Annotated in this window: 16 protein-coding genes and 1 riboswitch; of the genes, 1 reads left to right on the top strand and 15 read right to left on the bottom strand. The window is 31.3% G+C overall.

The window, feature by feature from the left end; translation table 11 throughout:
* Positions 1 to 7: 7 nt before the first annotated feature.
* The 15 genes from grdA to saoD all read right to left on the bottom strand — a co-directional run bounded on the left by grdA (position 8) and on the right by saoD (position 12,734).
* Positions 8 to 487 (bottom strand): glycine/sarcosine/betaine reductase complex selenoprotein A, encoded by a 480-nt coding sequence (gene grdA / locus KQI18_RS08160; protein ID WP_216467288.1) that lies wholly within the window; start codon positions 485 to 487, stop codon positions 8 to 10.
* A 74-nt stretch (positions 488 to 561) separates the two neighbouring features.
* Positions 562 to 1,848: a glycine/sarcosine/betaine reductase component B subunit gene (locus KQI18_RS08155; protein WP_216467287.1), complete on the bottom strand. Its 1,287-nt coding sequence runs from the start codon at positions 1,846 to 1,848 to the stop codon at positions 562 to 564.
* 107 nt (positions 1,849 to 1,955) lie between these two features.
* The gene (trxA, locus tag KQI18_RS08150; RefSeq protein WP_216467286.1) at positions 1,956 to 2,273 is read right to left on the bottom strand and encodes a thioredoxin TrxA; all 318 of its coding nucleotides are present in this window, start codon (positions 2,271 to 2,273) and stop codon (positions 1,956 to 1,958) included.
* Between the two features lie 72 nt (positions 2,274 to 2,345).
* Complete coding sequence (gene trxB / locus KQI18_RS08145; protein WP_216467285.1) at positions 2,346 to 3,293, bottom strand: thioredoxin-disulfide reductase; 948 nt, start codon at positions 3,291 to 3,293, stop codon at positions 2,346 to 2,348.
* Positions 3,294 to 3,555: 262 nt separating this feature from the next.
* Positions 3,556 to 3,930, bottom strand: a complete 375-nt coding sequence (locus KQI18_RS08140) for a GrdX family protein (protein ID WP_216467284.1) — start codon at positions 3,928 to 3,930, stop codon at positions 3,556 to 3,558.
* A 100-nt stretch (positions 3,931 to 4,030) separates the two neighbouring features.
* Positions 4,031 to 4,146: riboswitch (glycine riboswitch) on the bottom strand.
* 279 nt (positions 4,147 to 4,425) lie between these two features.
* Positions 4,426 to 6,120 carry a M3 family oligoendopeptidase gene (locus tag KQI18_RS08135; RefSeq protein WP_216467283.1) on the bottom strand — a complete coding sequence of 565 codons (1,695 nt, stop codon included), beginning with the start codon at positions 6,118 to 6,120 and terminating at the stop codon, positions 4,426 to 4,428.
* Between the two features lie 144 nt (positions 6,121 to 6,264).
* Positions 6,265 to 6,888, bottom strand: coding sequence for a MerB-like organometallic lyase SaoL (gene saoL, locus KQI18_RS08130; RefSeq protein ID WP_257431846.1), 624 nt, complete (start codon positions 6,886 to 6,888; stop codon positions 6,265 to 6,267).
* An 8-nt stretch (positions 6,889 to 6,896) separates the two neighbouring features.
* Positions 6,897 to 7,649: an ABC transporter ATP-binding protein SaoA gene (gene saoA, locus KQI18_RS08125; RefSeq protein WP_216467281.1), complete on the bottom strand. Its 753-nt coding sequence runs from the start codon at positions 7,647 to 7,649 to the stop codon at positions 6,897 to 6,899.
* Complete coding sequence (gene saoP, locus KQI18_RS08120) at positions 7,649 to 8,458, bottom strand: ABC transporter permease subunit SaoP (protein WP_272876218.1); 810 nt, start codon at positions 8,456 to 8,458, stop codon at positions 7,649 to 7,651. The genes saoA and saoP overlap by 1 nt, the downstream gene beginning before the upstream one ends.
* Positions 8,425 to 9,231, bottom strand: a complete 807-nt coding sequence (gene saoB, locus KQI18_RS08115; RefSeq protein WP_420372067.1) for an ABC transporter substrate-binding (seleno)protein SaoB — start codon at positions 9,229 to 9,231, stop codon at positions 8,425 to 8,427. The genes saoP and saoB overlap by 34 nt, the downstream gene beginning before the upstream one ends.
* Before the next feature lie 7 nt (positions 9,232 to 9,238).
* Complete coding sequence (gene saoX, locus KQI18_RS08110; RefSeq protein ID WP_216467278.1) at positions 9,239 to 10,336, bottom strand: ABC transporter substrate-binding subunit SaoX; 1,098 nt, start codon at positions 10,334 to 10,336, stop codon at positions 9,239 to 9,241.
* Positions 10,337 to 10,361: 25 nt separating this feature from the next.
* A complete protein-coding gene (gene saoC / locus KQI18_RS08105; RefSeq protein ID WP_216467277.1) occupies positions 10,362 to 10,823 on the bottom strand; it encodes a Cys-Cys-COOH (seleno)protein SaoC in 462 nt (153 codons plus the stop codon).
* Positions 10,816 to 11,898, bottom strand: coding sequence for an efflux transporter SaoE (gene saoE, locus KQI18_RS08100; RefSeq protein ID WP_330654382.1), 1,083 nt, complete (start codon positions 11,896 to 11,898; stop codon positions 10,816 to 10,818). Before saoE ends, saoC begins: the two co-directional genes overlap by 8 nt.
* A gap of 104 nt (positions 11,899 to 12,002) precedes the next feature.
* Positions 12,003 to 12,254, bottom strand: a complete 252-nt coding sequence (gene saoT, locus KQI18_RS14310) for a thioredoxin-like (seleno)protein SaoT (RefSeq protein WP_257431839.1) — start codon at positions 12,252 to 12,254, stop codon at positions 12,003 to 12,005.
* A gap of 147 nt (positions 12,255 to 12,401) precedes the next feature.
* Positions 12,402 to 12,734 carry a DsrE-related protein SaoD gene (gene saoD / locus KQI18_RS08095; RefSeq protein WP_216467275.1) on the bottom strand — a complete coding sequence of 111 codons (333 nt, stop codon included), beginning with the start codon at positions 12,732 to 12,734 and terminating at the stop codon, positions 12,402 to 12,404.
* A gap of 282 nt (positions 12,735 to 13,016) precedes the next feature.
* Between saoD and KQI18_RS08090 the strand changes: the two genes are divergently transcribed.
* Positions 13,017 to 14,471 carry a carbon starvation protein A gene (locus KQI18_RS08090; RefSeq protein WP_216467274.1) on the top strand — a complete coding sequence of 485 codons (1,455 nt, stop codon included), beginning with the start codon at positions 13,017 to 13,019 and terminating at the stop codon, positions 14,469 to 14,471.
* The last annotated feature ends 29 nt before the right edge of the window (positions 14,472 to 14,500 follow it).

The following is a 14,500-nucleotide window of genomic DNA, read 5'->3' as shown; positions in this document are numbered from 1 at the left end:
TTTTATTTTAGTTATTGAACTTGCAGAATTCATCTCTTATTTCTTTCATTTCATCTGCTATCTCGTCAACCTCTAAAACCATCTCCATCATTCCTACTTGATCTTCGTAAACTTCATCATCAAATAACTCTTTCATCTCTGATTCAACAACATGGTAAACGCTTAATCCTAAATCAACTCCAGCAAGCGGTCCAGCGAATGTTGGATCTCCGGCAGTAACTGTCTCAGCTGCAAGACCTGCAGCTTCGGCTTCAGCAGCACCTAGTAAAACCACTAAGTTCTCAGCTCCGTATTTATCAGAAGCATCTTTAACTCTTTTTTGGTTTTCTAAGTCCATAGCCCCGGCAGCCGTTCAGACAAAACATTCAGTTGATGAAAATATTATCTCTGCCCCTTCTACAGTTTTTACACACTCATCTATCGCAGGTCCAGGTATTCCGTCACGGTCACCTATTATAAGGACCTTCTTATTAGTCAATAAGCTCATAATATTCCTCCTCGTTTATTTTAAAATCTAATTTATATATTTATTCTTAAATATCAATTACAATTTAAATTTAATTAAAATCCTTTTGATGTTAAATGACCAAATCCTGTTTCATTCGTAGCACCAGTTATAGCTTGTATCTCAACCTCGATAGTTCCATCTTCTTTCAAACTACCGTCAGCCCCTCCTGCTATTACTTCAACTACATCTAAATGGCCTATAATTTTATCAAGCTTTGGTAATACTACTACTTGATTAGCATTTCCTCCAGTTACAACAGCGTCTGCTTTTGGATCAGCATCTGCTAATGACTGGGATGCACCATCTCTACCAGCGTACTCGTCAGTAACTATTACTGTTTTAACTCCTTGGTTCTCTATCTTCTTGCAGTTCATTATAAGGTCAGTATCAGGGTTTCCAAAACCTTCTTGTGATACTATAGCCGCATCTAAACCTAGGTATTTACACAACTTAGAAGTCCAGTTTGAAGATCTTTCTTTGTCAGCTAGGTATACGTTTTCATTGGTAATTATTACACCAACGAAGTTTATTTCTTTACCATGTTGAGCATAAAGTTCTTCTATAACTCCATTGTTTATGTGAACATAGCTTGGGTTTTTATCACAAGCAGAAACACAGTTACCACTTACAACAGCACCGTCCATTATTTCAGTTGGATATAATAAAGTTGGAACTATTTGTTTTGCATCAACTCCGTATACATAAGTATCATGAAGTAGTCCTTGAGTTTGAAGCATATAAACATACCCCACTTTTGGTAGTTCAGGATATTCATTTATTTGCTCAAGTAGTGGCTTAGTCTCATAAGTTGACACTTCGTCAGGAGTAAGTTCCTTAGCAACTTTTCCTAAATATGTTGCAGCTTTAAATCCTATCATTCTAACTGCGTACTCATGATTATGTTGTTTTAATCCATCAACTGGCTCAGCTATTACAACAACGTTGTTTAATTTAGAGAATGGAGTGTATTTTGCACCTTCCCCAGTCATGTCTATTATACCTTCTTGGAAACCAACTATTTTACCAGTAGTAACAACTGCAACACCTTTAAGTGCATGAGTTCTACCTTCTCCAACAGTGTCAACCTTTGATATAATTCCTGGGAATATTCCACCATTTCCTTCAACCTTTACTCTAGGCTCAATTACATCTTTTACTGGCGTAATTCTAACACTTTCACCTGGACGAGCTATGTCTATATCAATTGATTTAATGTGCTCATCCCCACCAATTTCTTGTAGCATCTCATCTTTGTTAATGAATAAAATACCATCTACTACTTTTGTCTCATCACCAAATTGAACATCTTTAATATTGATCTTACCTAATTCAAGACGCATACTGCACCTCCTAATATTTAGATTTATATATATCTGACCAGTGTCAAATTTATACCTTTGTTAGTCTACTTCTTTTTTCTATTGATTGCGAATGTTTTCAACGTATTTTATAAGTGTTTTTTGATCATTTCTTCTATATTAGGTACTGTTGCATCATCTTTAGTAACCTCGTCTATTTTTTCACCATTTTTGTATATTGCTAGAGTTGGAAGTCCTAATACTTTTTGTTTTATAGCTAATCTTCTTGCTTTTGTAGTGTCCATCTTACAGAATTTTATTTTATCTCCATATGTTTCAGATAACTTTTCAATGTCTGGTAGTAAAGCTTTGCAAGGCTCACAACCTTCACTCCAAAAATCAACAAATACTACCTCATCAGAATTTAATACTTCAGCTTCAAATGTTTCTTTATCTAGTGATAACATATTGTTTCCCCCTTATATTAATTATTTTTTATTTTATTATTTAAACTCCCTTAAATAATATTCAATCGGATACTATTCTGGGAATTTTTCATCAATGTATTTTTCTGCAATTACTGCAGCTATTGCACCATCTCCAGATGCTGTAACAACTTGTCTTAATGATTTTTCTCTGACATCTCCCGCTGCAAATACCCCTGGTATGTTGGTTTTCATATCTTGGTCTGTAATAATATAACCTTGTTCATTCATATCTACTTTGTCTTTAAATAGCTCTGTTTGAGAAACTAAACCAACGAAAACGAATAATCCCATTGTTCCATCTTCTTCATCAGCAAAGTACTCATGAGTCTCACCAGTTACTTTGTTTTTGAAAACTATTGACTCTAGTAAACCATCACCTTTTATTTCTTCAACTACTGTATCTAGTAAAAACTCTATTTTTGGATTTGCCTGAGATTTTTCTAACACACTCTTAGCACATCTAAATCCTTGTCTTCTGTGTACGACAGTTACTTTTCTAGCAAATTTTGTTAGATACATAGCCTCTTCTAGTGCACTATCTCCACCACCAACAACAAATACTTCGAAATCTTCAAAGAAATCTGCATCACATGTTGCACAGTAAGAAACTCCTTTTCCTGTAAGTTCTTTCTCTCCTGGGCAGCCTATTTTTCTTGGAGATGCTCCAGTTGCAATAATTACAGCCTTAGCTCTGTACTCGTCTTTTTGACCTTTTAAAACTTTTATATCACCATCTAGCTCTACTGATTCTATTGTATCTTTTACTCTTTTTGCTCCAAATTCTTCACACTGTTCAACCATTCTTGCAACTAATGATGGTCCAGTAGCTTCTCTAACAGATCCAGGATAGTTTGCAACCTCGTGAGTAATAACTATTTGCCCACCAGTTTTGTCTTTTTCGATGATCAAAGTATTAAGTTTTGCTCTAGATCCATATAAACCAGCTGACAAACCTGCCGGACCAGCGCCTATTATTACTAAGTCATAAACGTTTTCCATTTTATATTCCTCCTGTTTTGTTTTATAATAATTGGTAATAATTAACTAATTAAAATCATGATTATTTTTTAACATTTTCGCCTATTTTTTAACAATCTACTTAAACTAAACACATTTATTTGATTTTTAACGTTTTTAGGTATAACAAATAAACCTCAGTTACTTTTTTAAAAATTCCCTTTTTTCAGAAAATTCCACTTTGTCAAGGTTTTATTTCATATTACTTGTTTATTAAAAGAATTATTTTATTCCCCTCTATTGTCTATACATAATGTATCCTTTGAACTGTGTTGTAAAATATATCAAAATCAATTACTCTAAAATCATCTTTTACTGATTCAGTCCAATTTGGAGTTTTTTTGTCATTTTGGAATTTTGTCGCGGTAATTATTGAATCTTCGATTAAACTTAACGATTGTACATCAAGTTCGCTGCCTTTTTTCAAAATTATGGTTCTATATGGTGTTTCATTTGGCTTCACACTTCCATATAGTGGATGTGAAAGAAGTTTAAAACCCTCATGAATTAAATCTCTACAAATTTTCAGTATATCTATATAACCAACTTCTTTATATAGAACATTTAAATCATCATTTGTTTCTTCTTTTACTTTTGAGTTGTTTGTTATAATGATCATTTATACACTCTCTCTTTCGAATTTGTAATTTACTTAAAATAAAAAACAGAAAATACAAATATCCAATTTGCATTCCCTGTTAAAATATTCTTCAGAGCCACGTCCACGTATAGTCTTCTGTTACCTGAGAATTTCATCTAAACCTTTTGGATTCTAAGATTAGATTTGTCCCTTCGGTCGCCATCATAGTATGTGGCCGTCTCCTATACGCTTCAACCGTATGTTTAGTTTTAGTATATAAATATGCAAAAATACATTTGGATAAGTTTTTAACTATTTTGTCTAATAGTTTTTTACTATCTCTTTAATTAATAGTATATAAATATTCAATCCAAATTGCAACATATTTTTTACAAAAAAAGTAAGTTTTTTCATTTTATACCGAAAATTCACTGAAATCACAAACTTTTCTTACTATGTTATATGAAATATACTTCAAAAAAATGATTAAATATAATGAATTTTTTATAAAATTTTTAATTAGTGCCCATTATTTTAAAATATATCCTCATTGATATTTTCAATATATAATTCTACAGCATCTATGACTTCTCTTATTGTATTTTTTTCAAAAGGAGAATTTAAATTTCCTATTTCTATCATTTCTACAAAAGACTTACTACCTCCTGCTTTACACATATTTTTATAATCTTCAAAATAATTTGTTTTTTTATTTCTACTTTTTTTCCATATTTCCAAAGCGCATACTTGTGCCAGTGCGTAGTCTAAATAATAAAATGGGTTTTTAAATATGTGTCCTTGTTTATACCACCAACCACCATTTTCTAAAAAATCACATCCAATGTAGTTTCTATGAGGGAGATATTTTCTTTCTAAATTTCTCCAAATATTTTTTCTTTCAGTATTTGTTATATTTGGATTCCTATATATTTCGTGTTGAAATTCATCAACTAAAGCACCATACGGGATAAATTTAATAGCTGTAGATAGGTGTGAAAACTTATACTTTTCAGTGTCTTCTTTAAAAAATAAATACATCCAAGGCCACGTTATAAATTCCATACTCATTGAATGTATCTCACAACTATCTAAAGTTGGAAAATTTATATCTGGGCAATCTATCCATCTAGACATATAAAGTTGAAAAGCATGACCAGCTTCGTGAGTAAGTACATCAATATCATCAAGCGTTGAATTGAAATTGGCAAATATAAAAGGTGCTTTTTGATTTGGTATATACGTGCAGTATCCACCAGCACCTTTGTTCGATCTATTTTCATAATCTATAAGTTCGTTATCCATTATGTATTTAAAAAATTCTTTCGTTTCATTAGAAAGTTCTGAATACATTTTCTTTGCACAATTAAAAATAAATTCAGAATCACCCTTTGGACTTGCATTTCCATTTGAAAACTCTATGTTCTCATCTATGTAATCTAAGCTTTTTAAATTTAAACGTCTAGCTTGCATGTCGTATAGATCGTTTGCTAAAGGAACTATATCACTTAAAATTTGATTTCTAAAGATTTTTACCATCTCTTCATTGTAGTCTGTCCTCATCATTCTTAAGTAACCTAATTCTACAAAATCTTCAAAACCAAGTTTTTTAGACATACAATCCCTTATCTTTACAAGCTCATCAAATAAATTGTCGAATTCAAATTGATGTTCTTCAAAGTATTGATAATATTTTTTGGAAGCTTCCTCTCTACTTTTTCTATCTTGTTTGTACAAATAAGCATTTACACCTGATAAATTATTCAATTTTCCATCATACTCTATCTCCGCTGATGCTAATAGCTTTGTATATTTTGAACATAGTCTATTCTCTTCCTGTAGTTCAGATATTATATCAGATGAAAAAGCTTTAATAGAATACTCGCATATTTTTAAAAATTGCCTTCCAAAATCTTTTTCAATCTCATCTTTATATTTAGAGTTCACTATACTTTTATAAAACATAGAATTTAATTCATCGTATATTGGACCGTAGTCATCCCAATACTGCTTTTCATCTAAATAAAATTTATCTTTCGTGTTTAATCCGTATCTTATAGAAACTATAGTCTTCATAGATTCTATGTCATTTCTAAGTTTGTTTATCTCTTCGATATGTGACTTTTGATCATTATAAGATTTTGCTTTCTCAATTTTACTCACAATATCTATAAAATTAGATTTTAGATACAAATAATCCGGTCTTATATATTTAAATTCTGAAAATTTCACAATATCATCTCCTTCATTTCACTAGTTTATAAATATTTTTGATATTAATTTATTACATATAATTATAACATAGTAAAAAAAATAATAAAAAATACGCTACTTCCTACAAAATAATAATTTATCTTATAAAAAGTACCGTATGAATTATAGTTTAAATATTTTATATGCTACATCTAATGCTTCTTGAATATCCAAGCAATATATATCTTCATTATTTTCCATTTCATTTAGTTTCACCCAGTTTGAATATTCATCCTTCGTCCAGAAGAAATTCATAATGTTTCAACAACTTGCCGCCCATTCTGAGTGCTTGTCTAAATTAACATGTAGAACTCTAAGGTCTTGATTGTTTACATACTCAATCTGCTCATCCTTAACTCTAATATTAATCTCTGTACCTCTTACACAACACATCGAATTAATTGTTACATTTTGATGAAAAGTACATGATGTTCCAATTGCATCAATTGCACACATTGCATAAAAACTTCTACCATCATCAAGAGTAACATTGTGATTTGTTGCTAATGCAGACACTGGATATATAAAATTAATATTTTCTTCATCGGTTACAAGTACATTTTCATTTTTAAAATGCTCTAACGTCTTTACTAAACGATATTCATCCAAATTTAATTCTGCACTTAGTTTTTCTACAACTTCATCAACTGAAACACTACGTTTTTCATCAATTATCATATTCATTATTGATAGTCTTATATGTCTTTCAGTTTCATCTAAATTTTTATACTTTTCTACTTCGCTCATATTTCCCCCTAAGCATCATAACAAGTTGATAGTATTTCAGATACATGAGATTTGTATTCTTCATATTCCTTGCATTCTCTATTTCGAGGTCTAGGAATTTCAACCTTTATATTTCCTATAATCTCACCTTTGTTACGTGACATAATTATTACTCTATCACTCATATATACTGCTTCATCCACATCATGAGTTACCATAACAGCAGTAATTTTATTAGATGACCATATTTTTTCTAACTCTTCTTGTAGATTTTGTCTCATCTTAAGATCGACAGCTCCCAAAGGTTCGTCCATAAGGAGTACTTCTGGATTGCATGCTAAAGCTCTTATTACTGCAACTCTCTGTTTCATCCCTCCAGAAAGCTGGTGCGGATACATACTCTCTTTTCCTTTTAAATCAGCCATTTCTATAAGTTCTGCTAACTTTTTTTCACGTTCTTCTCTTGATATCTTTTGCTGTTTCATAGGGTATAGTACATTGTCTCTTACGCTCTTCCAAGGAAATAAAGCATAATTTTGAAATATAAATGCTCTATCAATTCCAGGTTTAGTAACTTTGTTTTCATTTACCCAAATTTCTCCACTATCAGGTTTTTGAAATCCACCTATTATAGTAAGCAAAGTAGTCTTACCACATCCAGAAGGACCAAGTAGGCATATAAACTCGCCCTGATCTACTTCTAAATTAATATTTTTGAGTACTTCTACATGTTTTTTATTGTTTATAAACGATTTGCTTATATTTTTTACGTCCAACTTCATTAGCTTGCAAACCTCCATTTACAAAGAGTTTTGTTTACAAATTTTAATATTAAATCTATTAAAAATCCTATAATAGCTGCCATACACATAAGGGCAACCAATAGCTCAGTTCTCATCATTGTCTGAGCTTGTACCATAGAGTAACCAAGACCGGCACTCGTAGCTATAAACTCTGCTCAGATTACAGACATCCAACCAGTACTTATTGCAAGCCTTGAACCTGTGAGTATATCCGGTAGAGCAGCTGGAATAATAACATTAAAGAAAATCGATATCGGAGATGCACCCATACTTCTTGCAGCATTGTAGTAATCTTTTGATATTGCTCTAACCCCTTGTATAGTATTTAGGATAATAGGAAATACACCTGCAAATGCTATTAAAAATATTGTAGGCCCATCGCCTATACCAAACCAAACTATTGTAAGTGGGACCCATGCCATTATTGGTACTTGTCTCACCGAGTCAATCATAGGTGATAATACTTTTTCGCTAGTTATTGAAAATCCCATAATTAACCCTATTGGAAGACCTATCCCAAGTGCACATAAAAAACCTTTTAATACTCTTTGAAGAGTTATCATTAGATTTTTTACTATTTCAGGATCAGTAATACATGTTATAAATCCTTTAAAAACATCTAATGGCATAGGAAGTAGTAATGAGCTTCCTATCTCAATCGCAGCAAAATGCCATACTGTTACTATAGTCAACACAAGTAAAACTCTATATAGTGTTTCTAAAAAACTTATTGTATTTTTCTTTTTTCTAATAGCTATTCTTCTATCTGTAGAAATTTTACTTTCCAATTTATTATTTCCTCCATCTCTTTATTTGAAATATCAATTCCCTTATAATTTTCGATAGCTTTTTTAAAGACTTTCCCATTCTCTAGATCTTTAACAGCTTCATTGTAAAACCTTATAAATTTTGCGTATGAATCTGTATCTTTGAAATCTTTATTTACAACTAGTACATAGCTTTCGTACTCACCTTCTGTTGCAGTTGACCTTTTATCACCTTTTATAGTAAGAGATTTAATAGCATCAATAACTATTGCATCGACTAAATTGCTTTCAAGTCCATAGCCCAAAGCTGTTCCTATAAGTGGAACTATCTCTGCATCTTTATAATACTTTTTAACCAAATCGTATTGGTAATCTCTTTTTTGAGTTACTCCAATAGATTTTGGTATTTTAGGCCCTAACAAAAATATATCCGAATTTTTAATTAGAGGTCCAACTATCTCAAAGTTTGCATCATTTTTTACATATTCTTTAGCTGCATCTTTGCAGATTATTGCCATATCCATTTCCTCTGAACTCAGAGCCCACTGTGTAGTACTTGATCAGCAGTCAGATACAGAATACATATCTAAAACATCATTGATTTCTAATCCTTCAAATATATTTTTTTCTGTCATGTAGTTTATTACGAAACCAGAGGTATCATCAGATACCCCTATTTTCATTTTGCCTTTTATATGATCTTTCGTATTAAAATTTAAAAATAACAAAACCAAACATATTAAAATTATTGTTACCGAAATTACAATATTTCTTAATCTACTCATTAACTTCATAGCCTATCTATTTTTCATCCATTTCCATAGCTTTAGCTTTCCATTCTTCATAGCTCATGCCTTTAGGAAATACTGGATCTACTTTTTCTTTAATAAATGTATCGAAATCATCAGCTCCACATGAATCTAATAAACTTTTATCTACTACTTCGTCATAATTAGGAACTTTATCCATTTTTTTGTACTCTTTATACATCTCTAAATTGTTTTTATACTCATCACCAGTAATTTTCCAAGTTAAAGTTCTACCTTCCCCAACTGTTTTCTTATAAATCGTCATAAGTGCTACTTCTTCTTCTACATTATAGTCTTCAGCAAATATTTTTGCTGCTTTAACCGGGTTAGTGTATATGTATTCAATTGATTTTGTATGAGCTAAAACTAATTTTTTAGCTAGTTCTGGATGCTCTTTAATAAAGTTTTTATTTAGTGAAAACGAACAACAATTATACTGCTTCCCTGTTGATTCTTCTTTATACTGTGTAGAAGCAATTATTTTACCTGTACCTTCAAATTCTGCTACTGATCCCCATGGATCACAAGATGTAAAAGCTTTAATTTTACCAGTTTTAAATGCTAAATACGCATCTTTGTCTGACTCCATATCTACACAATCGTACTCACTTGATTTTGCAGGTATCCCTGCTTCAGGCCCATAGTCAGTTTGCCACAAAGTATCATTATCAGGATCCCCAGCAATCTTTTGCCCGATTAAATCTTTAGGGTCTTTTATATCATTTGAGACAATCAAATACTCAGAACCTCCACTATGATTATTTGCCGCAACCACTATTGGTGATCCCTTTGGAATTGCTCCAGCTAAACCTCCAGTACCTATATATCCAGCATCCATCTGCCCAGCAGCCATTGCTTCAGGAACTTTTCCATTTCCTAAAGTTTTAACTTTCAAACCCAAATCTTCATAAATTCCAGCTTTAACTCCAACTGGTGCAGCAGTCATGTGATCACAATTATAATATCCAACTGTTATTGCGTAATCATCATCATTTTTAGCTGCTTCTTTTTTAGAGCTACATCCTGTCAGTACCGAAGTCCCAAGTACAGTAACTAACAATAATGCCTTAACCTTTTTTGATTTACTCATTTTTTTCCCTCCAAATTAAATTAAATTAACAACAACTCTCCATATTTTCACCAAATAAATCTTCTAGCTTATTGCCTTCCAATCTGTAAATTGCGTAACCAAACTTTTTATTTTTAGAACCAGAAATCATAATCTCCATAACACCTTTTGAATCAATATCTTTAAATGTTATAGCTTGATCTTCTACTGGTGCTGTTATTGGATCTGTCATGTAATAATCATCACCTTTGCTTGCAACGACAATTAATCTATTATGACCTTCTATATTTTTATAAATAACTACAAGGTCCTTTTTATTATCACCATTAACATCTTCTTCAGCATAAGTTATGATATCTTTGTATTCGCAATTTGATTTAAAGTATTTAAGTGTTTGTTTATTTACATTTGGTAATCCATCATCTTCTTTTAAGTTTTCTTCCAATATTTTTGAACCCAATATCAAGCATACTATCACAATGCCAGCTACAATTATTTTTTTACGCATTATTAATTGACTCTTTCATTTTAGGAAAGATTGCAATTATACAGAAAATTATTATTGCTATTGAACATATATATGTGATAGATTCTGGGATATTTAAGAATAAACTATTTGCAAGTTGTACCGATGGTCCATCGGCTTGACTATTTACAATATTTGAATTGCCACTTAAAAGTAGATTGGTTATATAACCTATAATTATGGATCCTATAGTAAGAGTTGCTGTGTATATAATTACACATCTTTTTCCAATAACATTATACATACTAATAAGCTCGGGTAAATTAGTAGCTGCTCCAGCAATTAAGAATGTTATCGCTACTCCAGGAGACGCTCCACTTGCTACTAGTGCAGCAATAAATGGTATGTGGCCAACTGCACAGACATACATGATACATGCCAAAATGGTTATACTTGCCATTGATATCATACCTGGATTCCCTAAATACTTCTGTATGATCGAGCTTGGAAGAATTGTAGTAATAAACCCTGCCATGATCATCCCTACTACTACATATTTACTTATAGTAAGGGCAAGTTCACTAAATGACCATTTCATTCCGTCTATTAAATTTTCAAAAAAACCTTTTCTTTCTTCTTCTAAATCTATTTTTTCAGAATCATCACCACTACTAACAACATAAAGTTCGTCTTTAGCGAATGTATTCCCTAAAAAACCAACTAACATCGGCAGCGTAAACCCTGCAATAATGTATATTATAGTTATCTGAGGACCTAATAGGCCAAAACAAAGTATTACAGCTATCGGGTTTATAATAGGTGTTGATGTCATAAATGCCAACATTGGTCCTAAATATGCTCCAGAATAATACATACTTATTCCTATAGGAATAACTCCACAACTGCAAATTGGTAAAAACATTCCTGATATAGTGCTCTTTAATAAAGATGATACTTTTTTATTACCCAGATGTTCTTGAAATCTCTCTGGAGTAACGACATTATGAAGAACACCAGCTAATACAAAACTTATCATTAGCCAACCAGATGATCCATTTAACATAATAAATGCTGTAATAATAGTATCTTTTACAGCAGTAAAGATCGTCTCTAACATATTCATTAATCTCCTAAAAATATAAATTTTTGATTAAATATAAAAATTAATAGATTTTAATAGCGAAAATTTTAACTGAAAACTCAATATCATAAAAATAAATTCTATTTAATCGCTTCTAATATTGCTTTTTCAATACTTTTTCTATTTAATCTGTCGTATTTTTTCTTTTGACCTATAATCATCGTCCCTTTTGTTATAAGCCCGTATTTTTTTACATACGAAAAATCCTTTCCGGCAGTATACAGCTTTACTTCTAATTTATCGCTGTATTTATCGCCAAGCTCTTTAATAAGCCCTCCATGCTCATCACAAGATGGTCAAGTGCTTATAAACTCAACTAAAACTTTTGACATAATTCACACTCCAATTAAAAAATAAAAATCTCTATCCCACAAAATAAATTTTAAATTTTATAAATATATAACGTTTTTTTACGTAACAATCACCCACAGATATCGCTCTCTATGGGTGATTTATAATCTACTTTATAAAAATATACTTTATAATGTAATTACTTGATCTATACCAGCATTACCTAAGCACGTATATAGATTTGGAAAACAACCAATAGTAGCCCCATCTACTAAATTGTTATCAATTCCTCTTTCAATTGTACATTGATCACAACCCATAATAATCATTCCAGATTTATCATGTAGCTTACTAAGTCTTTCACCTACCGGATTACCTTTAGTTAGAAATAACGTATTATCCATAAAGAAAAACATTCCTAGAACCTCTGCACCATGATTTCCTTGTTCAAGTTGAGGAATTATCATCTTGTCCAATATTTTATGTGCGTTTGTACTACTAAAAATATAAGCAACCTTCACTTTAATACCCCCAAAATTATACATTTTTTGATATTCTTTTCTTACATAATTATACAATTATATAAGATGCAAAGTACAATTGCATTTAACTATATCAACGAATTGCAATATAGTATTTATCTATTATTTCGGTAATAAGATAATTTATTAACCCCTATTGTCAGAAAATTTCAACTAATCTTTCTTGATTTATTCGTGATTATAACTTATACTAAATACTGAGTTAACTTTTGGTTAAAAAGTTAACCAAAATTTAATATTTCTATGGAGAGGTGATATTTTATGTTAACATTTTTAGTAGGTATTGCATTACTATTAGTTGGTGGCTTCCTATACGGAAAATACTGTGAAAAAGTATTTGGGCCAGATGACAGAAAAACACCTGCAATTACAGAAGGGGATGGCGTTGACTACGTTCCAATGAAAAAATGGAAAAATAGTCTTATCGAATTATTAAATATAGCCGGTACTGGACCTATATTAGGGCCAATACAAGGGATATTATTTGGACCTATCGCCTTTATATTAATTCCAATTGGTTGTGTTTTTGGTGGAGCTCTACATGATTATATGTGTGGAATGATATCTATTAGAGAAAAAGGTGCTCAAATGCCCGCTTTAGTAAACAAATTTTTAGGTAAAAGAGTTTACGGAGTCTATCAGATTTTCTTATGTCTACTTATGTTACTAGTAGGTACAGTATTTATATATACACCAGGAGATTTAGTTGTGTCTCAGCTACTTGGACAAAAACCAGTAATGGGTAACCCAGTTGTATGGATTGTATACGGACTTATATTTTTATATTATCTATGTGCTACACTATTCCCAATCGATAAAATTATCGGTCGTATTTACCCTATTTTTGGTGCTATATTACTGTTATCAGCTGTAGGTGTCGGAGTTGGAATATTTACAAATGGTTATCAGCTTAGCGAACTTAGTACTGCAAACTGGCTTGGTATTCATCCTGATGGAATTCCTTTAATACCAACTTTCTTCGTAACAATTGCTTGTGGTATTGTATCTGGATTCCACTCTACTCAAGCTACTCTTATAGCAAGATCTGTATCAAACGAAAGAGAAGGAAGAGGCACATTCTACAATACTATGATATTAGAAGGTTTAATAGCTATGATATGGGCTGCTGCTGCAATGGGGATCTATTCTAAAGGAATTGATAGCTCATTTGTAGGTACAGCTTCTGTAATAGGACTTGTAGCAAGAGATCTACTTGGTTCTGTTGGAGGAGTTATAGCAATAATAGGCGTTATTGTACTTCCAATAACTTCAGGTGATACTGCTCTTAGATCATTAAGATTAATACTTGCAGAGCATTTTAAATTTGATCAAAAAATTAAAAGGAATAGAATTGTTCTTACTATAGGTATATTTATTCCCGTAATTGCAATACTTGTATTTGCGAAATCTAGCGAAAAAGGATTTAATATTCTGTGGCGTTATTTCTCTTGGAGTAATCAAACAATTGCAGTGTTCGCATTTGCAATGATTACAGTGTATTTGATTGTTAGAAATAAAAACTATCTGATGTCATTAATACCAGGTATGTTCTACGCATACGTAATATTCAGTTATATACTTAATGCGAAAATAGGTTTTAACTTAAGTTTAAATATATCTTATATTATTTCTGCACCATTAACACTTTTATATGCATTCTTAACTATTAAATACGGAAAGAAGCTAAAAGAGAAAAATCTTGAGTTAGTTAGTTAGTTAGTTAGTAAATTTTATAAAAATAATAT

Source organism: Metaclostridioides mangenotii (assembly GCF_018917235.1).
Lineage (GTDB): Bacteria > Bacillota > Clostridia > Peptostreptococcales > Peptostreptococcaceae > Metaclostridioides.
This window is presented reverse-complemented; position numbering and strand designations above follow the sequence as displayed.